This window comes from Sinorhizobium saheli, from assembly GCF_001651875.1.
In the GTDB taxonomy this organism is placed as follows: domain Bacteria; phylum Pseudomonadota; class Alphaproteobacteria; order Rhizobiales; family Rhizobiaceae; genus Sinorhizobium; species Sinorhizobium saheli.
In genome coordinates this window covers 1-20588 of record NZ_LNQB01000069.1, presented here as the reverse complement: position 1 = coordinate 20588, position 20588 = coordinate 1, and the positions used below count along the sequence as shown (strand labels likewise).

Sequence of the window (20588 nt, the reverse complement as noted above, 5' to 3'; positions counted from 1 at the left end):
GCCAGCGCGGGTTTCCCAACAATTTCAGAAACGGTCTTGGGAAAACGCTGGCTTAACGGACAGCGCTTTCAAACTCGTTTGCCGTGCCGGCTTCCTTGAGATAGGCGAGCGCCTTCTTGGCGGCTTCGACGAGCGCCGTGAATGCAGCCGTCTCATGGATCGCCATGTCGGACAGGACCTTGCGGTCGATCTCGATGCCGGCCTTGTTCAGACCGTCGATGAAGCGGCCGTAGGTCAGGCCGTGCTCGCGGACGGCAGCGTTGATGCGCTGGATCCAGAGGGCGCGGAAGTTGCGCTTGTTGACCTTGCGGTCGCGGTATGCGTACTGCTTGGAACGGTCCACCGCTGCCTTGGCGGCGCGGATGGTGTTCTTGCGGCGGCCGTAGAAACCCTTGGCGGCCTTCAGCGTCTTCTTGTGCTTGGCGTGGGCGGTTACGCCGCGTTTTACACGTGCCATGTCATGATCTCCTTAACGTGTCCAATATGCCTGAAGTCTCAGAGACCGTTCGGCAGGTAGTTCTTGACGACCTTCTTGCCATCAGGCTCGGCGAGAACCATGGTTCCGCGCGCGTCGCGAATGAACTTGTTGGTACGCTTGATCATGCCGTGGCGCTTGCCGGCAGCGGCAGCCCGCACCTTGCCGGTCGCGGTTACTTTGAACCGCTTCTTGGCAGACGACTTCGTCTTCATCTTGGGCATTTTGCTACTCCATTGTTCTTGATATGCGAAACCGGCTGACGAAGGCCGTTTTCCAGCGTTAAGAACGGCCACGGCATGCCCTGCCGGACCGTTCGGACGGGGGCTTGTAGCCGATGTCCCGCAAAAGCGCAAGCCGCTCGTGGCGAAACGGCCGGGCCGCGGCGTCAGGCTGGATCGCGCAGCGGACGCCGCTCGACCCTTACCGGAAAAGTCAGCCGCACCCTCAGCCCGCCGAGATCCGACCGTTCGAGGGTCAACGTGGCGCCGTAGGCGTCGGCGATGTCGGCGCTGATCGCGAGGCCCAGCCCCGTGCCTTCTGGCTCCCGGTCGTCGGTCGTGTCGAGCCGCGCGCCGCGCTTGAGGATCGGCCCGCGGTCCTGTTCGGCAATGCCCGGCCCGTCGTCCTCGATCAGGATGGTGATGGCGCCCTGGTCCCGGCGGGCCGAGAAGCGGATGAACGAACGCGCCCATTTCGCGGCGTTGTCGAGCAGGTTGCCGAGGCACTCGGCAAGGTCGGCCGGGTCGACATCGAGCGAAAGCGCGTTGTCGATCGCTATCTTCCAGGCGACATCGCGCTCGGCGGTGACGGGGCGAAGGACGCTGACGAGCTTGCCGCCAAGGCCCATGACCGAGGTCGTCGCCATCCGCTCGACGCCCATGCGGGCCGCCTGCAGCTGCCGGTCCGCCCGCTGGCGGACAAGCTCGACCTGCCTGAGCGCCAGGCCGCGATCCTCCGCCGGAAGCCGCTCGGCAAGCTGCGCCAGCACCGTCAGCGGCGTCTTGAGGCCGTGGGCAAGATCGCTGGCGCGGGCGCGGGCGCGCTCGACCGCCATTTCGCGCTCCTTCAGCAGGAGATTGATCTCGCTCACCAGCGGCTGCACCTCGCTCGGGCCGTAGGTTCCGAAATCCCGGTCGCGGCCGGCGCGCACCGACGCGGCCCGCTCCCGGAGGCGGCGGAGCGGCGCAAGCCCGATGGCGTTCTGGAGAAAGGCGGCGGCAGCGAGCACCCCGGCCGTCGCAAGCAACATCAGCCGCAGCGGCGCCTGGAAATCGCGCAGCGCTTCGTCGAGTTCCCGTTGCGGAAAGGCCGCTGAAGCGACGAAGCGAACGGCCGGGGCGCTTTCGCCGAGCGACAGGGTCTGGCTGTGCACCAGCATCGGGCGTCCATCCGGGCCCGCGCTGACGGAAAAGCCCTCATAGCGCGAACCGACCGGGGCATCGGGGTCGATCGCCACGTCCCAGAGCGACCGCGACCGCAGGCTGTCGCCGGTGAGCGGTGAGACCTGCCAGTAGCGGCCGCCGTTCGGCAGGTCGAAACGCGGATCGGCCGGCTCGCGCGCAAGCGACAGCTTGCCGTCTTTCAGCGTCAGTTCGGCGGCGAGCGTGTCGACGATCGTCGTCATCTCGCTGCGGTACCGCTCGACCACATAGTCGGTGAAGAGCCGCGTCAGGGAAAGCCACGCCACAAGCAGCACGAGGCCGATGGCGATCACCGCTCCGACCGCCAGCCGCAGCCGCAGCGACCGCATCATGAAGGGTCGTCCGGCAGCAGGTAGCCGAAGCCGCGTCGCGTCTCGATGGCGCCGCTCTCGGTCTTGCGGCGCAACCGGGCGATCATCGCCTCCACCGCGTTCTTGGCCGAATCGTCATCGCGTCCCTGGACATGGCTTGCCAGCTCGAGCGGGGTCAGCACCTCCCCCTTGCGTTCGATGAAATAGGCGACCATCCGGAATTCGAGCGGGCTGAGGTCGAGCGCCTCGCCGTCGAAGGTGACCCGGCGGGTCGCCTCGTCAAGCGTGAAGCGGCCTGCCGACTTGATGATCTGAAAACGCGGGCCGGCGCGCCGCAAGAGCGCCTTCAGCCGCGCCAGCAGTTCCTCGGCGCGAAACGGCTTCGGAATGTAGTCGTCGGCGCCGGCTTCGAAGCCGTCGACCCGTTCCATCCATGAGCCGCGGGCGGTGAGCACCATGACGGGCGTCTCCACGCCGTCCTGGCGCCAGCGCTTCAGGATCGACAATCCGTCGAGGCCGGGAAGACCGAGGTCGAGGATGATCGCCGCATAGCCGCCGTCCTCGCCGCGCTCCCAGATGTCCGGGCCGTGCGCAAGCGTGTCGACCGCGTAGCCTTCGGCCTCGAGCTTCCCCCGGACGTGACCGGCGATGTTGAGGTCGTCCTCTGCAAGAAGTATGCGCATTTCTCCCTCAGAATTTCACGAACCTGCCGGTGCGCGCATCGACCCTCAAGTCGCGGATGACGCCTGCGCCGTCGCGCGTCTTCAGCCGATAGACGTCGCTCCCCCCGAGCCGCACCAGATCGACCGCGATGACCATGCCGTAGAGATCACGATCGATGAGGGCGAGCAGCTTGCTGAGCGGCAGGATCTTTCCCTGGGCGACGGCTTCTCGCGCATCTTCGTGCGTTTCCCGGTTGCTGCCGCCGTCGCGGCCCGGCGGGCTGCGAACGTCGCCGCCGGTGCCGGTATTGCCGCTATTGCCGGCGGGATCCGACCCGTTCTTGCCGCCCTTGCCGCTGTCGGCCAAGGCACCGCTTGCGGACAGCGGCACGAAACAGGACGCGAACGACCAGCAAAGGAATGCGGCCAATCTCCGCCGCATGGGCGACGCGGAACGATGACCTGCGGCGCGCTCCGGACAGCTACGGTGTCTCATTACCCCCTCAAATTTCAGTGGTCGCAGCATCCGCCAGAAAAGTGACGGAAACACGGGTGGAGTGTCGATTTTTTCTGAAACGGACGTCCCTCTCGCAGCAGAAACGATGCGAGAGGGACGGATCTTGACTGCTGCAGGCCGCGTCATCGACCCCCGTTGAGGACAGGAACCTGCAGCAATTCAAAGGCTGCAGCGCCCTTTATGCGTCTGAGAGGACGCCAGGCGCTGCAGGAGGACCGCGGCGACGGCATCGCCATCGCCGCGGTCAGTGCGAACTTCGGATCGGGTTAGTTTCCGGTCGAAGTTCCCCCTTCCAGTCCACCGCCCGCGCCAGTGTCGCCGCCACCGGCGCCAGCGCCGCCACCTTCGCCGCCGCCGGCGCCGCCATCACCGCCGGTGCCACCGCCGGAACCGCCGTCACCGCCGGAACCACCGTCACCACCGGCACCACCGCTGCCGCCATCGCCGCCGCCGCCGCCGGTGCCACCGCTGGAACCACCGTCACCACCGGTACCGCCGCTGCCGCCATCGCCGCCGCCGGCGCCGCCGTCGCCGCCCGTGCCGCCGCTGGAGCCACCGTCCCCGGTGCCACCGCTGCCGCCTTCACCGCCTCCGGTGCCGCCTTCGCCGCTGACGCTGCTCTTGCCGGTGTCCTGCGTTCCAATCCGGCCCGTGTCCTGGGTTCCGACGCGACCGGTATCCTGGCCGCCGGTTCCACTTCCCCCATCGCCGCCGGTCAGGCTACCGGTGCCTTCGCCGCCCGTGCTGCTGCCCGTGTCGAAGCCGCCGTTCGCACCTGCTTCGAAGCTGCTGGCAGCCCCGGATTCACCGCTCGCGCCGGATTCGCCGGCCGTGCTGCTGCTGCTCGTGTCGAAGCCACCGTTCGCGCCGGCTTCGAAGCTGCTGACGGTGCCGGTGTCCGCAAGGGCCGTCGCGGCCAGGGGATGGCTCGGTGCGAGCGCCAGCAACGAGGATGTTACCGGTCCTCCCACGACGCCGAACAAGCCCATTGTGGAAACGAGCAGCACTTTCTTGAATGCGCTGTGCATGTCTTGATCCTTTTCCTTGTTTCGGAACGGGGCAGAGACTGGCATCGGGCAACTGACAAGCGGCTGAGCGCGGCTGTCAGCGTTCTGTCAGGCGCCCGCAGACGATGCAGCACAACGAAAAAAAGCCGCCCGAGGGCGGCTTCAGAAAGACATGATCCATGCCGGATGGCATGGATGCAGAAAACGACAGGACAAGAGGCCGGCCTTACTTCGGCGCCAGCACCATCATCATCTGGCGGCCTTCGAGCTTCGGTTCGGCTTCCACCTTGGCGATCGCCTGGGTGTCGTCCTTCACCTGCATCAGAAGCTTCATGCCGAGTTCCTGGTGGGCCATTTCACGGCCGCGGAACTTCAGCGTCACCTTGACCTTGTCGCCTTCTTCGAAGAAGCGGTTCATGGCCTTCATCTTCACCTCGTAATCATGGGTGTCGATGTTGGGGCGCATCTTGATTTCCTTGATCTCGACGATCTTCTGCTTCTTGCGCGCCTCGGCCGCCTTCTTCTGGTTGGCGTATTTCAACTTGCCAAGATCGAGGATCTTGCACACTGGCGGTTCGGAGTTCGGTGCGATCTCCACCAGATCGAGCCCTGCCTCGTCCGCCATGCGGAGCGCCTGATCGATCGGAACGACGCCCAGGTTCTGGCCTTCGGCATCGATGAGCTGAATCCGGGGGACCCGGATTTCCTTGTTTGCGCGCGGTCCTTCCTTGACTGGGGCGTCCGCTTTGAACGGTCTGCGAATGGTCGTACTCTCCTCGAGCTGTTGCGTACTAGCTGTTCTGTCAAACGATCAGCGCGATCTCAAACGAAGCGCTTGAAACAATCACTGACGGCAATGTGTGAATTGCGGCTCCAGAGTCAATAGCATGGCGCGCAGGGAAAATCACCCTCTGTCGATGCCGGAACGAATCTGTTTTAGAAGGAAGTCCGAGAGAGGTCTCGAAAGGGGATAGCCAATGCCAGCAACGCCGGTCGAAACCGACATCACGCCGATCACAGTCGGCACGGGTGCCTTGGCGCGCAGCATCGCCATGCGGATCTTCCGCGCGGGCGTCGTCCCGAGCCATCCCGCGCTCGTCTGGCTCGGCGGATACCGCTCCGACATGACCGGCACCAAGGCGATCGAGGTCGAGGCGCATGCGCGCCTCGTCGGCGCGGATTGCATCCGCTTCGACTATTCCGGCCACGGCTCGTCCGCCGGCGACTACAGGGACGGCACGATCTCGCGATGGCTCGAGGAAAGCCTCGCCGTCCTCGACCATGCCGCGCGGGGGCGCATGATCCTGATCGGCTCCTCAATGGGCGCCTGGATCGCGCTGCGCCTCATCCAGGAACTCAGGCGCCGCGGCGACGGCGAGCGCGTCGCCGGCCTCGTGCTGATCGCGCCGGCTCCGGATTTCACCGCCGAGCTGATCGAGCCCAATCTCACCGATGCCGAGAAGACCTCGCTTGCCGAGCGCGGCTATTTCGAGGAGCCGTCGGAATACAGCCCTGAACCCAACATCTTCACCCGCGCGCTGATCGAGGACGGACGCGACAACCTCGTGATGACGGGGCCGATCGAAACCGGCTGCCCGGTCCATATCCTCCAGGGGATGCTGGATCCGGACGTCCCCTACACCCACGCGCTCAGGCTGATGGAACACATGCCGGCGGACGACGTCGTCATGACCCTCATCCGCGATGGCGACCACCGGTTGTCCCGCGAGGAGGACATCACCAAATTGAAACGGGCCATCGACGCCATGCTCACGAAGGCCTGAGCCCGCGCCTAGCCCAGGTGGACTAAGCAAAATCGACGAAACTAATCCACAGGGCATAGGCCAAGCCGTTGCGCTGCCGGGATTTCTGCGTCCTTCCGCCGCACTCCTTAACCATAAGACGGACTAGTCCGAATCAGGCGATTGACTCCTGCGAGCCGACTATATTAACTTTTTATTAACGATTAGAGCAGCGCAGGGGAAAAATCCTACAAAAGCTGACGGCAACTTTGGATTGCGCTGACCGTTCCGTTACGGGATTCGGATGCGGTCGCGTTACAGGGGATCTGTATGGCATCTTGGACCGGGGTTAAGGCAAGTTTCGCGGTACTTTGCGCGTTTTTCATCTCAACGAATGCAGCCATTCCCGCACAGGCGGGAGCTTCTCCCTGGATGCAGACAGGGGCGGCGACATCGCAGCCGATCGGGCATTACGAGTTCTGTCAGAAGCACAGGGGCGAATGCGGCGTCCGGTCGAAGAGGACCGTGGCACCGCGCGTCACCGCGAGCGGCTGGGCCGCGATCCGTCAGGTCAACGCCGCCGTCAACCGCGAGATCGCACCGGTGACCGACATCGTGCTCCATGGCCGGGACGAGGTCTGGTCCTATCCGAACGCGCAGGGCGATTGCGAGGATTTCGCGCTGGAAAAGCGCAAGCGCCTGATGCGGAAGGGTTTCGCCGCCAGCAACCTGCTGATGACGGTCGTGCGCAAGCCTGACGGCGAGGGCCATGCCGTGCTGACGGTCCGCACCGCCCAGGGCGACTTCATCCTCGACAATCTCGACAACGGCGTGAAGCTCTGGACGCAGACGTCCTATCGCTTCCTCAAGCGCCAATCGGCGAGCAACAGCGGCCGCTGGGTCACCATCGACAACAGCGCCGAAGTGCTGGTCGGCTCGGTCGGCAATTGATCGACGCAAACTTCTCGCAATTTATGAAAGAGGGCCGGTGACGGCCCTTTTTCATGTCGTCACGCATTGCCGATGACGATGCCGGCGGCAAGCACGAGGCCGCCGCCGAGCACGACCTGGAAGGCAGCCCGCAGGAAGGGCGTTTCCATGTAGCGGTTCTGGATGAAGGCGATCGCCCAGAGCTCGAAGAAGACGATCACCGCCGCCGTCACCGTCGCCGTCCAGAAATGCGGGATCAGATAGGGGAGCGCATGGCCGAGGCCGCCGAGCGCGGTCATGATGCCGGAGGCAAGCCCGCGCTTGACCGGCGAGCCGCGGCCGGAAAGCTTGCCGTCGTCGTGGGCGGCCTCGGTGAAGCCCATCGAAATGCCGGCGCCGACGGAGGCCGAGAGGCCGACGAGGAAGGTCTGCCAGGTATCCTGCGTCGCGAAGGCGGCGGCGAAGATCGGCGCCAGCGTCGATACCGAGCCGTCCATCAGGCCCGCGAGACCCGGCTGCACATAGGTGAGGATGAACTGGCGCCGCGAGGTCTCGTCCTCCTCATCGCGCACGTCCTCGGGCGTATGCTTGTCGCCGAGCCGGCGGGCAAGCGATTCATGCGCCTTCTCGGCGATCGCCAGGTCGCCCAGGAGCTTCCGCGTGGCCGCGTCGCGCGTGCGCGCCGCCGCCTCGACATAGAAGCGATGGGCCGCCTCTTCCATCGCTTCCGCCTCCGCGCGCGCCTTTTCTATCGGCATCTCGGCGATGAGCCAGTCGGGCTTGCGGTCGGGAAAGTCGCGCACATGCTCGCGCCGGATCAGCGGAATACGGTCGCCGAAGCGGGCGACATGCAGATCGATCAGCGCCTGCCGATGGTGGCTCTCCTCCTCGGCCATCTCCTCGAAAACCCGCGCCGAATGCGGATATTTTTCCCTGAGCGCATCCGCATAGGCGAGATAGATGCGCCCGTCGTCCTCCTCCGAGGAGATGGCGAGCGCGAGGATCTCCTGCTCGCTCAAGGACAGGAACGGGCGCTTTGAACGGGAGAAAAGGCTGGAAAACATCGGCGAGAACCTTCTTTAGAATAATTCTAAGAAATAGAAGTCTCGTCGGCGGGCGTCAAGTCCGCAACGCCCTCATCCGCTGCCGCGACCTTCTCCCGTTTCGACGTCGTTTTGACGGGGAAGCGAATTGCCGCACGGTCCCGGCCCCCTCGCCCCGTTCTCACGGAGAGAGGGCTAGGGTGAGGGATATTTGCGGGGAGTGATTGGGGAGCCTACGAGTCGGCCGGCGTCAAATCACCAGGCTGAGCGCCCTCTCCTTGTCCATATAGGCGCGCTGCTGGTCGGTGATGTAGTCGCGCACGATCGGTGCCGCGTCGCGCGAGCGCGAGAGCTGCATGTGGAAGACGAGCTGGCTTCCGGTGCGGAACATCATCTCGGCGCTGATCAGGTAGAATTCCCACATGCGGGCGAAGCGCTCGTCATACATCGCCACCACCTTGTCGCGGTTCTGTTCGAAGCGCGCCCCCCAATGCGCCAGCGTCGTCGCGTAATGCACGCGCAGGAATTCGAGGTCGGTGACCCACAGGCTGTTGCGTTCGACGACCTCGAAGACTTCCGACAGCGCCGGCGAGTAGGCGCCGGGGAAGATGTATTTGCGGAGCCACGGGCTTGCCATGCCGGGCGGGCTCATATGGCCGATCGAATGGAGCACGGCGATCCCGTCATCCGGCATCAGCGCGTTCAGTTTCTTGAAGAATTCGTCGTAGTGATGGACGCCGACATGCTCGAACATGCCGACCGAGACGATCCGGTCGAACGGCCCCTCGACGTCGCGATAGTCCTTGAGTTCGAAGCGCACGCGATCGGAAAGCCCTGCGGCGCGCGCCCGCTCGGAGGCGAGCGCCTGCTGCTCCTTCGACAGGGTGACGCCGAGGACCTCGACATCTTCGAGGGCGGCGAGATAGAGGGCGAGATCGCCCCAGCCGCAGCCGATGTCGAGCACTTTCATCCCGGGCTTCAGGCAGAGCTTGGCGGCGAGCAGCCTGAGCTTGTTGCGCTGAGCCGCCTCCAGCGTCTCGTCCGGCTCGCGGAAATAGGCGCAGGAATAGAGCATGTTCTCGTCGAGGAAGAGCTTGTAGAAATCGTTGCCGACGTCGTAGTGGTGCGCGACGTTCTGCTGCGCCTTGCCCTTCGGGTTTGCCTGCTGGCGCTTGCGGAAGCGCATCTTCACGGCGCGGATGAGCTTCTGGATCGGGTAGGAGCCGAGCGACAGCCGGTTGATCGAGAAGAGGGTAAGGAAATCCCGAAGCGTCGAGCCCTCCTCGAAGCGCATGGTGCCGTCCATATAGGCCTCGCCGGCCGCGAGCTCGGCGTTGAAGACGAGGCTGCGGTAGAGCTTCCTGTCGGTCAGCCGCATCGTCACGCTCGGTCCCGGTGCGCCCGAAAAGACGTGCCGCTTGCCGTCGGCGTCGATCACCGTCAGGGTGCCCTTGCGGATGAAGGCCTTCATCATATGCGACAATGGAAACATGTGGGGTGCCTCGCCTTTCATCCAGCGCCCTCGCGGCGCGGTCGGCCGCACCGTAAAGCATTTTGCAGCCAGGTGGAATCACCTGGCGTTGCACAAATGCGGCAGAAACAAACAGATAGGGCGGTGCCGCGAATGCATGGGAGCGCATGCCGCTCCAGCATCGCCTTGGCGAATTGCATCCCAGATCTTCGCGTGGTCGCGAGGTTTGCATCGCCCAGTTGATGCAGTGGCTGAAACGATTACAGGGCGGCAGGTACCCACCTGCCGCCCTGTCGTTTTATCGAGAAAGATGTGGGCGAGGAGCGAGTGCTGCCCCTCATCCCGCTGCCGCGACCTTCTCCCCGCAGGCGGGGGCGAAGGGGACTCGCGGCGCCGCCTCAGTCCCCTCTCCCCGTCGAAACGGGGAGAGGGTTAGTCCCCGGGTTAAACCCGTGGAGAGGGGCAAATCAGCGGATGCCTTGAGCGGGCGCCTGATGGCACCATCAGTCCTTGGCGCGCTCGACGTAGGAGCCGTCTTCGGTCGCGATGACGACGCGGGTGCCGGCCTGGATATGCGGCGGCACCGCGGTGCGCACGCCGTTGGAAAGGACGGCGGGCTTGTAGGAGGAGGAGGCCGTCTGGCCCTTCACCACCGGCTCGGTCTCGGTGACCTCGAGGACGACGTGGCGCGGCAGGTCGATGGCGATCGCCACGCCTTCGTGGATCGACAGCATCACCTCCATGCCTTCCTGCAGGTAGACCTTCTGGTCGCCGACGTCCTCGCCGGTCATGACGAGCTGGTCGTAGCTTTCCGGATTCATGAAGTGGAAGCCTTCGGCGTCGTCATAGAGGAAGTTGAACTTCACGTCCTCGACATGGGCGCGCTCGACCTGCTCGGTCGTGCGGTAGCGCTCCGAGACCTTCACGCCGTCGGAGATGCGGCGCATGTCGATCTGCGTGACCGGCGTGCCCTTGCCCGGGTGGAAGTTCTGGGCGGTGAGCACGACATAGAGCCTGCCGTCGACGTCGAGAACGTTGCCCTTGCGGACCGAAGAAGCGATGACCTTGACCATTAGTCTTCCTTGTAACAGAGGTATCAGCGACACGAACGGGCCGGAGATCGGCCCTCGAGGACGCGAGAAAACGGATTTTCGCGCCGCCACTACCCTAATTTCACGCAAATAGCCAGCCTGCGCCGGCATTCGCGTCAAGAAAGCTTGGATCGAACCGACCATGCCGCATGCATCTCCCTGGTGGACCCCCGACGTCCATGCCGACCGTCGCGCTTTCCTGATCGGGCGCAACCGCATCCAGCAGGCCCTGCGCCGGTTCTTCGGCGAGCGCGATTTCATCGAGGTCGACACCGCGACGCTGCAGGTGTCGCCCGGCAACGAGGCGCATCTTCATGCCTTCGCAACGCAGGCGCTCGGGCCCGACGGCGCCGTCCAGCCGCTCTATCTGCACACCTCGCCCGAATTCGCCTGCAAGAAACTGCTGGCCGCCGGGGAACGGCGCATCGCCTGCTTCGCCCACGTCTATCGCAACCGCGAGCGCGGGCCGCTGCATCATCCGGAGTTCACCATGCTGGAATGGTATCGCGCCGGGGAGCGCTACGAGACGCTGATGTGCGACTCAGCCGAAATCCTCGCGCTCGCGGCCGAGACGACGGGCACGCGGCGTTTTTCCCACCAGGGCCGGGAGGTCGATCCTTTCCTCGCGCCGGAACGGCTCTCCGTGGCCGACGCCTTTGACCGCTTCGCCGGCATCGACCTGCTCGCCTCGATCGCCAAGGATGGCTCTACCGACCGCGACACCCTCGCGGCGGCGATGCACCAAGCGGGCTTGCGGGTCGCCGGCGACGACACCTGGGCGGACCTCTTCAGCCGCGTGCTCGTCGAAAAGGTCGAGCCCAATCTCGGCCTCGGGCGCGCCACGATCCTCGACGAATATCCGGTCGCCGAGGCCGCGCTTGCGCGACCGGCGCAAGGCGATCGCCGCGTCGCGGAGCGTTTCGAGCTCTATGCCTGCGGCGTCGAACTCGCCAATGCCTTCGGCGAGCTGACGGACGCGGGCGAGCAGCGCCGCCGTTTCGAGCTCGAGATGGCAGAAAAGGCGCGGGTCTATGGCGAGACCTACCCGCTCGACGAGGATTTCCTCGCCGCCCTCGCCGTCATGCCCGAGGCCAGCGGCATAGCGCTCGGCTTCGACCGGCTGGCGATGCTCGCGACCGGCGCCTCGCGCATCGAGCAAGTCCTCTGGGCGCCGGTGGCGGAGCCGAGGGGATGACCGTGAACCGCACCCTCAGGACGGCGCACGAGCTCGTCGAGGCCGGCCTCGTCGATGCCGCCGCGGCGGAGGCGGTCTCCCGCGTGGCGTCGCGCTATGCGGTCGCCGTGAGCCCGGCGATCGCCAAGGTGATCGACCGCAGCGATCTGAACGACCCGATCGCCAGGCAGTTCCTGCCCGACGCGGCGGAGCTGACCCTGACGCCGGAGGAGCGCGCCGACCCGATCGGCGACGGCGCCCACAGCCCCGTCACGGGCATTGTCCACCGCTATCCGGACCGCGTTCTGCTGAAGGCCGTGCATGTCTGCCCGGTCTATTGCCGCTTCTGCTTCCGCCGCGAAATGGTGGGGCCCGAGGGCCTCGGCACGCTGACGGCGGCGGAACTCGATGCGGCGATCGCCTATATCGAAGGGCAGCCCGAAATCTGGGAGGTGATCCTCACCGGCGGCGATCCGCTCGTGCTCTCGCCCCGGCGGCTCACCGAGATCATGGAACGCCTGAGCGCCATCGGCCACGTCAAGGTCGTCCGCTTCCACACGCGCGTGCCGGTCGTCGAGCCGGAGCGGATCGATGCGGCGCTCATCGCGGCGTTGAAGGCGAGCGGCAAGGCAACCTATGTGGCGCTCCACGCCAACCATCCCCGCGAACTCTCTGCCGAGGCGCGCGCCGCCTGCGCCCGGCTGATCGACGCGGGCATCGTCATGGTCAGCCAATCGGTGCTGCTCAGGGGCGTCAACGACGATGCCGAGGTGCTCGCCGAACTGATGCGCGCCTTCGTCGAAACCCGCATCAAGCCCTATTACCTGCACCATCCGGATCTCGCCCCCGGCACGGGTCATTTCCGCCTGACGATCGAGGAAGGCCAGGCGCTCGTCGCCTCCCTGCGCGGCCGCGTCTCCGGCCTCTGCCAGCCGACCTACGTCCTCGACATCCCCGGCGGTCACGGCAAGGCCGTCATCAGCGCGAGCGCCATCGAGGCGGAAGGGGGCGGTTGCTACACGGTCAGCGACTTTCGCGGAAACGAGCACGCCTATCCGCCGAAGAGCTGATGTCGCATGCCCCTCATCCGGCCTGCCGGCCACCTTCTCCCCGCAAAGCGGGGCGAAAGAGACTCGCGGGAACGCGCCACTTGTCCCTTCTCCCCATCAAGATGGGGAGAAGGTGCCGGCAGGCGGATGAGGGGCCGCCTCAAAAAAAGGCCGCGCCGGAAAACCGCGCGGCCCTTTGCGAAATCTAGGAAAGCTCTCAGCCCTGCCTGATCGGCGCGATCGAGATTTCGACGCGGCGGTTCTGGGAGCGGCCGGCCTCGGTGGCGTTCGACGCGACCGGGCGCTCCATGCCGTAGCCCATGGTCGAGATGCGCCGCTGGTCGATGCCGCGGCTGCCGAGATAGTTGGCGACCGAAGCGGCGCGGCGCTCGGAGAGGCCCTGGTTGTAGGAGGCGCTGCCGGTCGAGTCGGTGTGGCCGTCGACGTCGATCAGCGTCTTGTTGAACTTGCGCAGCACGATCGCGACCGAATCGAGCGTCGGATAGAAGTCCGGGATCACCTGGTCGCGATCGGTCGCGAAGGTGATGTTCGACGGCATGTTGAGGATGATGCGGTCGCCCGCACGCGTCACCGAGACGCCGGTGCCCTGCAGCTGGGCGCGCAGTTCCGCCTCCTGCTGGTCCATGTAGTTGCCGATCAGGCCGCCGCCGAGGCCGCCGATGGCCGCACCGACGAGTGCGGCGTCACGCCGTCCCGCGGAACTGCCGCCGACCAGAAGGCCGGTCGCGGCGCCGAGACCCGCGCCGATCAGCGCGCCGCCGGCCGTGTTCGACATCTTCTGTTCTCCCGTATAGGGATCGGTGGTCGTGCATCCGGAAAGGTAGACGGCGGCAACAGCCAGGATGGCGCATTTCTTGATCATCGAATCAATGGTCCCCATTGGTGCTCAAAGTCGCTACATACTATCGATTGCGGCAGGAAGATGAAGGGGTGCGGCGCTTTCCACAAGCGACCGCGGCAGGTGGGCGCTTCGCAAGCCCAGCCTTTGCGCCGGCGCCGCCACATTGCTGACCAGAGCGCCCGCTAACCGAAGCTTCATAGGCGCACGCTATGGTGGGCTCTGCGATCGCGCGTCGCTGCTGGTCGAATTGAAATGAGAGGGAACATATGGCGGTCGAGTTCGGCGATACGGAACGCAGCCTCAGCGACACGCTGACCGGCATGATCGCTTCGATCCGGGGCAATACGATCACGCTGCGCGAGCTGATGACGGAGATCGGCGAGCACGGCTTCCTGCTCCTCTGCGCGCTCTTGACGCTGCCCTTCCTGATCCCCGTTTCAATTCCGGGCGTCAGCACGGTTTTCGGCGCAGCCATCATCCTCATCTCGCTCGCGATCACCCTCAACCGGCTGCCCTGGCTGCCGCGGCGCATCCTCGACCGGCAGATCGAGACGGAAAAACTCGTGCCGACGCTCGAGAAAGGGGCGGCCCTCGTCTCCAAGCTCGACCGCTACGTGCGGCCGCGGCTGCATTTCCTGACGCATGGCATCGTCATGAACCGCTTCAACGGGCTGATGATCATGGCCGGCGGCGTGCTGCTGATGTTTCCGCTCGGGCTGATCCCGCTGTCGAACACGCTTCCCGGCATCGCCATCCTGCTTTTGTCGCTCGGCATTATCCAGCGTGACGGGCTGATGGTGGCCGGCGGCTATCTCTTCCTCATCGCCACCACCATCTATTTCGCCGTGCTCGCCTATGCGGCCTTCGCCGCCGGCCAGGGGCTCTCGCATTTCTTCGTGTCGTAGAGTCTATCCATGCCGGGGGGCCCGCCTTCCCGCCAAGACGACAAAATCACCCGGCAATGCCCCTCAGCACGTTGGCGACGTTCAGGCCTATTTCCGGGACGCCGTAGCCGCCCTCCATGCAGACGACGACCGGCAGGCCCGTCTTGTTCAGGCGGTCGCCCATGCGCAGGTAGTCTTCCGATTTGAGCTTGAAGAAGCTGATCGGATCGCGCTCGAAGGTATCGACGCCGAGCGAAAGGACGAGCGCCTCGGCGCCGAAAGCGGCGATGCGCCGAAGCGCGTCGTCCATGGCCGCGCTCCAGGTCTCGAAGGTCGTGCCGCGCGGCAGCGGATAGTTTTTGGTGGCGCCGAGCCCCTCGCCCGCCCCCTCCTCGTCGGCGAAGCCGAGGAAATGCGGAAAGGCGTCGACGGGATCGCCGTGCAGCGAGGCGAAAAAGACGTCGCCGCGCTCGTAGAAAATGTCCTGGGTGCCGTTGCCGTGGTGGAAATCGACGTCGAGCACGGCGACCTTCGCCGCACCGAGGTCGCGCAGGCGTTGCGCCGCGCAGGCGGCATTGTTGATGAAGGAGTAGCCGCCGAAGAGGTCGATCGCGGCGTGATGGCCGGGCGGGCGGCAGAGCGCGAAGGCGGCGGAATGGCCGCGGGCGACATGGTCGGCGGCGGAAATCGCGCAATCCATCGCCGCGCGGGCGGCCGCGTATGTGCCCTCGGTGATCGCCGTTTCGGCGGCAAAGGCATAGTAGCCGAGCGCGCCGTCGATGTCCTTCGGCGGATGCTGGCGCATGCGCCGCGCCGGGAAGCAGGCGGGAATCGCCTCGCCGCGGTAGCCATCGGCCACCCAGCGCGCCCAGGCGGTCTCGAGGAACTCGAGGTAGTCCGCCGAATGCAGCTTCAGCGCCGTCTCCATGCCGTGCCGCTCGGGCGCGACCACGTCGGAGAAACCGGCGTCCTCGACGGCGGCGAGGATCCACTCGGCCCGGAACGGCGCCTCGAAGGGCGGAACCAGTTCGCCGCCATGCAGCTCGGTCCTGGCGTCCCTGAGCCTGTGGTCCTCGGAATAGAAAACACGCATCATTGTTGTCCTGTTGAATCATGGAGCCCATCGGGGGCCTTCGCGAACCACCTTACTGAGCTATTCGGCGAAACGGAATCCGGCAATTCCCCCTCATCCGGCCTGCCGGCCACCTTCTCCCCGCAGGCGGTCCGCAGGCGGGGCGAAGGGCACTCGCGGCGGCGCCTCAGTCCCCTCTTTCCGTCAGAGAGAGGGTTGGTTTTCGGATCAAACCCTTGGTTAAAACCGGGGAGAGGGGCAAATATCTCAACCCGCAAGATGCTTGTAGAAGAACGTCGTCGCGCAATAGCGGCCGTCCGGCATCAGCGCGTAATCGGGGACCACGCCGGCGCGCAGCCAGCCGAAACGTTCGTAGATTGCCTCCGCCGGCTCGCCGGTTGCCGTGTCGAGCACCAGCACCCTTCGGCCGCGTTTCATCGCTTCGGCCTCTGCCCGCTCCATCAGCCGGCGCGACAGACCGAGACCGCGGGCCTCGCGGTGCACGAGCAGCTTCTTGAGGTCGGCGCGGTGCGGCTGGTTGGGCATCGTGCCGATGCCGAGCTGCACCGTGCCGACGAGCCGACCGTCGGCCTCGGCGACGATCAGGACGGTTTCGTCGCGGCCAACCGCGGCGGCGACCGCTTCCCAGAATGGCAGGGCGGCCGGCGGCGGAAAAGGCTGCATGAACCCCACCGACGCGCCGCCCTCGACGCAATCGGAGAGAATCTCGGCGAGCGCCGGCAGACAAGCGCGGGTTTCTTCTTCGGTGAGCGCGCGGATGGTCACGTCGGGCATGTTACACCTTGCTACGGCAGAGGATGACGGCGTAATGCGCCGCTTCGTCATAGGGATTGTGAAAGATGTGGGCCTGTTCCAGCCCCATGAAGAGGCAGTCGCCGGCTTCCAGCACGTGGCGACCGCCTTCCATCGTCAGTTCCAGCCGGCCGGAGAAGAGCCAGAGATGCTGCGTGATGCCGCGGTCCATCGCCTGGCGCTCGAAGACGACGCGGGCGCCCGGCGGAAACTCGACCTCGACGATATCGACCGGCGAGCCGACGCCCTCGGGCGACACCGAGCGGCGCAGATAGCCGCTTTCCGGATCGCGCCAGAGCCGCTGCTCCGCCCGGCGCGAAAGAGGCGAAGCATCCTCCGTCCCGGAAGCGAAGAGCGCCGACAGCGTCGTGCCGAGCGCACTGCAGAGCCGTGCCAGAAGCTGCGCCGTCGGGCTCGCCTCGCCACGCTCGATCCGCGAGATCATGGCGCGGCTGACGCCGGAGCGCGTCGCCAGGTCGTCAAGCGTCAGGGCCTGCCCCGTCCGCAGTTCGCGCACGCGGTTGCCGATCGTATGTTCGAGGGAGGCGATCGATTGTTCCATTATTTGAGATTGCATTTCTCATATAGTGGAGTCAAGCCGATCTGCGCGCGACAGATAAATTTTGCCGATGCCGCTTTGGCGACAACGCGACGAGCCGCGTTGCGCTATCGTCGCAAGCCAGCCTGCTTCAGAAAGTTCTTCTCCTTCAATACTTTAGTTCTGACTTATCGAAAATCGTTGCGGAAGGACAGGCCCATGGACAGATCGCCGTCGTCGCTCATGTCGATCGCAAGCATCGTTCTTTCGATGACGGCCGTTGCGATCGGCAACGGCATGATGCTCGCCTATGTGCCTTTCGTGCTGACGCGCTCGGCCGCGCCCGACTGGGTTCCGGGTGCCGCCGTCACCGCGATCGCCTTTGGCGGGCTCATCGGCTGCCTGATCGGCGGCACGCTCATCCGTCGTGTCGGGCACGCCCGGGCCTTTTCCTGCTCGATGGCGCTCGTCATCCTGGCGGCGCTGGCGATCAGCCTCGGCGTCCATCCGCTCATCTGGGTTCTCGCGCGTGGTCTCTACGGCGTCGCCGCCAACATGAATTTCATCATCACCCAGAGCTGGCTGAACCATGCCAGCGACAACCACTGGCGCGGCCGGGCGATGTCCCTCTTCTACATGGCCTATGTCATCGGGCTTGGCGCCGGCGCCTGGCTCTTCGGCCGGATCCCGGCCGAGGGCAATCTTGCGCCGATCATCACCGTCTTCTTCACGACGATCGCCATCCTGCCGATCGGGCTGACGCGGCTGCCGACGCCGCCCGCTCCCGCCAAGGTCAGCATCGACATTCCGATGGTCTGGCGGGCTTCCCCGGTCGCCTTCGTCGGCGTGCTCGCATCCGGCGGCCTTTCGATGCTGGTTCAGGGCTTCACCCCCATCTATGCCGCGGCCAATGAGGTTAGCCAGGAGGACGTGGCGGCGCTGATGTTCTTCATGCAGTTCGGCCTGCTCTTCATCCAATATCCGATGGGCGCCCTCTCCGACCGCACCGACCGGCGGATCGTGCTCATCGTCACCTGTCTCCTCACCCTCGGCGCCGGGCTCGCGGCGCTGGTCGTTTCCTTCGACAACCTGTTCCTGCTGATGCTGGTCTTCGCGATCTTCGCCGGGGCGGTCGAGACGGTCTATTCGATCGCCAACGCGCATGCCAACGACCGCACCGACCCGGCCGATTTCGTGCCGCTCGCGAGCACGATGCTGATCGCCTGGTCGGCGGCGGCCACGCTGGTGCCGATGCTGGTGACCGTCCTGACGCCGGCCCTCGGGCAGCGAACCTTCATCCATGCGACGATGGCGGTGGCGCTCCTCTACGCGCTCTTCGTGGCGATGCGCCTGCGCTCGCGCGAACGGGTGCCGCCGGAGCTTTGCGAGAATTTCGAATTCAGGAGCGCGCAGGTGCCGAATGCGGCCGCACTTGCCGAGACCGAAGCGCGCGCCGAATAGCCGCGCCGCGCCCGGATTTATAGTGAACGAAGCCTTCATTTCCCGCTTTGCGCCGCCTGATCACGCTGCTATATGCGCCCCATGAGCACACCATCTTCCAAGACGCCCCTGTCGCATATCCGCAATTTCTCGATCGTGGCCCATATCGACCACGGCAAGTCGACGCTGGCCGACCGGCTGATCCAGCTAACCGGCGGCCTTGCCGAGCGCGAGATGTCCGAGCAGGTGCTGGACAGCATGGATATCGAGCGCGAGCGCGGCATCACCATCAAGGCCCAGACGGTGCGCCTGCACTACAAGGCCAATGACGGCGACACCTATGTCTTGAACCTCATCGACACGCCCGGCCACGTCGACTTCGCCTACGAGGTCTCGCGCTCGCTGTCGGCCTGCGAGGGCTCGCTGCTCGTCGTCGACGCCAGCCAGGGCGTCGAGGCCCAGACGCTCGCCAATGTCTACCAGGCGATCGACAACAATCACGAGCTCGTCACCGTCCTCAACAAGATCGACCTGCCGGCGGCCGAGCCCGACCGCATCAAGGAGCAGATCGAGGAGGTGATCGGCATCGACGCGTCGGATGCGGTGCTGATCTCGGCGAAGACCGGCCTCGGCATTCCGGATGTGCTCGAGGCGATCGTCCACAAGCTGCCGGCGCCGAAGAGTCCGGGCGGCGACAAGGCGCCCCTGAAGGCGCTGCTCGTCGACAGCTGGTACGACACCTATCTCGGCGTCATGGTGCTGGTGCGCATCATCGACGGGGTGCTGACCAAGGGCCAGACCATCCGCATGATGGGAACCGGCGCCAAATACACGATCGAGCGCGTCGGCGTGCTCACCCCGAAGATGGTGGCGATGGATTCGCTCGGTCCCGGCGAGATCGGCTTCATCACCGCCTCGATCAAGGAAGTGGCCGACACCCGCGTCGGCGACACGATCACCGACGACAAGCGGCCGACGGCGGAGGCGCTGCCCGGCTTCAAGCCGGCGCAGCCGGTGGTGTTCTGCGGCCTCTTCCCGGTCGATGCCGCCGACTTCGAGGAACTGCGCAGCGCCATGGGCAAGCTCCGCCTCAACGACGCGTCGTTCTCCTTCGAGATGGAATCCTCCGCCGCGCTCGGCTTCGGCTTCCGCTGCGGCTTCCTCGGGCTCCTGCATCTGGAAATCATCCAGGAACGGCTGTCGCGCGAATTCGACCTCGACCTGATCGCCACCGCTCCCTCGGTCGTCTATCAGCTCACCATGACCGACGGCACCGAGAAGGAACTGCACAACCCGGCCGACATGCCCGATGTCGTCAAGATCGCCGAGTTCCGCGAGCCCTGGATCAAGGCAACGATCATGACGCCCGACGAATATCTCGGCGGCATCCTGAAGCTCTGCCAGGACCGGCGCGGCATCCAGACCGAGCTCACCTATGTGGGCAACCGGGCGATGCTGACCTACGACCTGCCGCTCAACGAAGTGGTGTTCGATTTCTACGACCGGCTGAAATCGATCTCCAAGGGCTACGCTTCCTTCGACTATCACCTCGCGGACTACCGCGAGAGCGACCTCGTCAAGATGTCGATCCTCGTCAATGCCGAGCCCGTCGACGCGCTGTCGATGCTCGTCCACCGCTCGGCGGCGGAAAAGCGCGGCCGCGCCATGTGCGAGAAGCTGAAGGACCTGATCCCGCAGCACATGTTCCAGATCCCCATCCAGGCCGCGATCGGCGGCCGCATCATCGCCCGCGAGACGGTCCGGGCGCTGCGTAAGGACGTGACGGCAAAGTGCTACGGCGGCGACGCCACCCGCAAGCGCAAGCTTCTGGAAAAGCAGAAGGAAGGCAAGAAGCGCATGCGCCAGTTCGGCAAGGTGGAAATCCCGCAGGAAGCGTTCATCGCCGCGCTGAAGATGGGCGAGGAGTGATGTGGCGCCAGCAAACGCTCCCTCAGATGACAGAACCTTTCTGTAGGCGCTTACGCTGGCGTTTGACGAAGTCCTCTAGGTCGTGTGGACAATTATCTGATCCACAAGACGATGGCTGCGATAGTGACGACGGCGAGGTAGTTTCTAGCAGTTT

At 65.3% G+C, this 20588-nt stretch carries 21 protein-coding genes; 7 read left to right on the top strand and 14 right to left on the bottom strand.

Going from position 1 to position 20588, the window contains the following annotated elements; all coding sequences use genetic code 11:
• Positions 1-52 precede the first annotated feature (52 nt).
• The 7 genes from rplT to infC form a co-directional block, all read right to left on the bottom strand.
• Positions 53-457, bottom strand: a complete 405-nt coding sequence (rplT, locus tag ATB98_RS10095) for a 50S ribosomal protein L20 (RefSeq protein WP_026613580.1) — start codon at positions 455-457, stop codon at positions 53-55.
• Between the two features lie 38 nt (positions 458-495).
• Positions 496-699, bottom strand: a complete 204-nt coding sequence (gene rpmI / locus ATB98_RS10090; RefSeq protein WP_012710090.1) for a 50S ribosomal protein L35 — start codon at positions 697-699, stop codon at positions 496-498.
• Between the two features lie 164 nt (positions 700-863).
• Positions 864-2231: a sensor histidine kinase gene (locus tag ATB98_RS10085; RefSeq protein WP_066872873.1), complete on the bottom strand. Its 1368-nt coding sequence runs from the start codon at positions 2229-2231 to the stop codon at positions 864-866.
• Entirely contained in the window at positions 2228-2893 is a 666-nt protein-coding gene (locus ATB98_RS10080) for a response regulator transcription factor (RefSeq protein WP_066872870.1), read from the bottom strand. The genes ATB98_RS10085 and ATB98_RS10080 overlap by 4 nt, the downstream gene beginning before the upstream one ends.
• Positions 2894-2900: 7 nt before the next feature.
• Entirely contained in the window at positions 2901-3302 is a 402-nt protein-coding gene (locus ATB98_RS10075) for a PepSY domain-containing protein (RefSeq protein WP_234781899.1), read from the bottom strand.
• Between the two features lie 353 nt (positions 3303-3655).
• Positions 3656-4417, bottom strand: coding sequence for a hypothetical protein (locus ATB98_RS30440; protein WP_066872864.1), 762 nt, complete (start codon positions 4415-4417; stop codon positions 3656-3658).
• Between the two features lie 205 nt (positions 4418-4622).
• Complete coding sequence (gene infC / locus ATB98_RS10065; RefSeq protein WP_084435409.1) at positions 4623-5159, bottom strand: translation initiation factor IF-3; 537 nt, start codon at positions 5157-5159, stop codon at positions 4623-4625.
• 214 nt (positions 5160-5373) lie between these two features.
• Between infC and ATB98_RS10060 the strand changes: the two genes are divergently transcribed.
• Together ATB98_RS10060 and ATB98_RS10055 are read left to right on the top strand one after the other, a co-directional pair.
• Complete coding sequence (locus tag ATB98_RS10060; protein WP_066872858.1) at positions 5374-6180, top strand: alpha/beta hydrolase; 807 nt, start codon at positions 5374-5376, stop codon at positions 6178-6180.
• Between the two features lie 288 nt (positions 6181-6468).
• On the top strand, positions 6469-7089 hold the full coding sequence (locus ATB98_RS10055; protein ID WP_066872852.1) for a transglutaminase-like cysteine peptidase: 621 nt from the start codon (positions 6469-6471) through the stop codon (positions 7087-7089).
• Between the two features lie 59 nt (positions 7090-7148).
• Here the strand turns inward: ATB98_RS10055 and mbfA are convergent, their stop codons facing one another.
• The 3 genes from mbfA to efp all read right to left on the bottom strand — a co-directional run bounded on the left by mbfA (position 7149) and on the right by efp (position 10655).
• The gene (gene mbfA, locus ATB98_RS10050) at positions 7149-8132 is read right to left on the bottom strand and encodes an iron exporter MbfA (protein WP_066872848.1); all 984 of its coding nucleotides are present in this window, start codon (positions 8130-8132) and stop codon (positions 7149-7151) included.
• 229 nt (positions 8133-8361) lie between these two features.
• On the bottom strand, positions 8362-9603 hold the full coding sequence (locus tag ATB98_RS10045) for an SAM-dependent methyltransferase (protein WP_066872846.1): 1242 nt from the start codon (positions 9601-9603) through the stop codon (positions 8362-8364).
• Between the two features lie 482 nt (positions 9604-10085).
• A complete protein-coding gene (gene efp, locus ATB98_RS10040; protein WP_066872843.1) occupies positions 10086-10655 on the bottom strand; it encodes an elongation factor P in 570 nt (189 codons plus the stop codon).
• A 160-nt stretch (positions 10656-10815) separates the two neighbouring features.
• Between efp and epmA the strand changes: the two genes are divergently transcribed.
• Together epmA and ATB98_RS10030 are read left to right on the top strand one after the other, a co-directional pair.
• On the top strand, positions 10816-11868 hold the full coding sequence (gene epmA / locus ATB98_RS10035) for an EF-P lysine aminoacylase EpmA (RefSeq protein ID WP_066872840.1): 1053 nt from the start codon (positions 10816-10818) through the stop codon (positions 11866-11868).
• Positions 11865-12917 (top strand): lysine-2,3-aminomutase-like protein, encoded by a 1053-nt coding sequence (locus tag ATB98_RS10030; RefSeq protein ID WP_066872836.1) that lies wholly within the window; start codon positions 11865-11867, stop codon positions 12915-12917. The genes epmA and ATB98_RS10030 overlap by 4 nt, the downstream gene beginning before the upstream one ends.
• Before the next feature lie 196 nt (positions 12918-13113).
• Here the strand turns inward: ATB98_RS10030 and ATB98_RS10025 are convergent, their stop codons facing one another.
• Positions 13114-13779: an OmpA family protein gene (locus tag ATB98_RS10025; RefSeq protein ID WP_066873166.1), complete on the bottom strand. Its 666-nt coding sequence runs from the start codon at positions 13777-13779 to the stop codon at positions 13114-13116.
• A gap of 245 nt (positions 13780-14024) precedes the next feature.
• Between ATB98_RS10025 and ATB98_RS10020 the strand changes: the two genes are divergently transcribed.
• Complete coding sequence (locus tag ATB98_RS10020; RefSeq protein ID WP_066872834.1) at positions 14025-14663, top strand: exopolysaccharide biosynthesis protein; 639 nt, start codon at positions 14025-14027, stop codon at positions 14661-14663.
• Positions 14664-14709: 46 nt separating this feature from the next.
• On the opposite strand, the gene ATB98_RS10015 is transcribed toward ATB98_RS10020, so the two are convergent.
• The 3 genes from ATB98_RS10015 to ATB98_RS10005 all read right to left on the bottom strand — a co-directional run bounded on the left by ATB98_RS10015 (position 14710) and on the right by ATB98_RS10005 (position 17089).
• Positions 14710-15735 carry a histone deacetylase family protein gene (locus ATB98_RS10015; RefSeq protein ID WP_066873163.1) on the bottom strand — a complete coding sequence of 342 codons (1026 nt, stop codon included), beginning with the start codon at positions 15733-15735 and terminating at the stop codon, positions 14710-14712.
• A gap of 246 nt (positions 15736-15981) precedes the next feature.
• Positions 15982-16509 carry a GNAT family N-acetyltransferase gene (locus ATB98_RS10010; protein WP_066872831.1) on the bottom strand — a complete coding sequence of 176 codons (528 nt, stop codon included), beginning with the start codon at positions 16507-16509 and terminating at the stop codon, positions 15982-15984.
• A 1-nt stretch (position 16510) separates the two neighbouring features.
• Positions 16511-17089, bottom strand: coding sequence for a helix-turn-helix domain-containing protein (locus ATB98_RS10005; protein WP_066872828.1), 579 nt, complete (start codon positions 17087-17089; stop codon positions 16511-16513).
• A gap of 195 nt (positions 17090-17284) precedes the next feature.
• Between ATB98_RS10005 and ATB98_RS10000 the strand changes: the two genes are divergently transcribed.
• Both ATB98_RS10000 and lepA read left to right on the top strand, forming a co-directional pair.
• Entirely contained in the window at positions 17285-18526 is a 1242-nt protein-coding gene (locus ATB98_RS10000; protein ID WP_066872825.1) for an MFS transporter, read from the top strand.
• Positions 18527-18598: 72 nt separating this feature from the next.
• Entirely contained in the window at positions 18599-20434 is a 1836-nt protein-coding gene (gene lepA, locus ATB98_RS09995) for a translation elongation factor 4 (RefSeq protein ID WP_066872822.1), read from the top strand.
• Positions 20435-20588 lie beyond the last annotated feature (154 nt).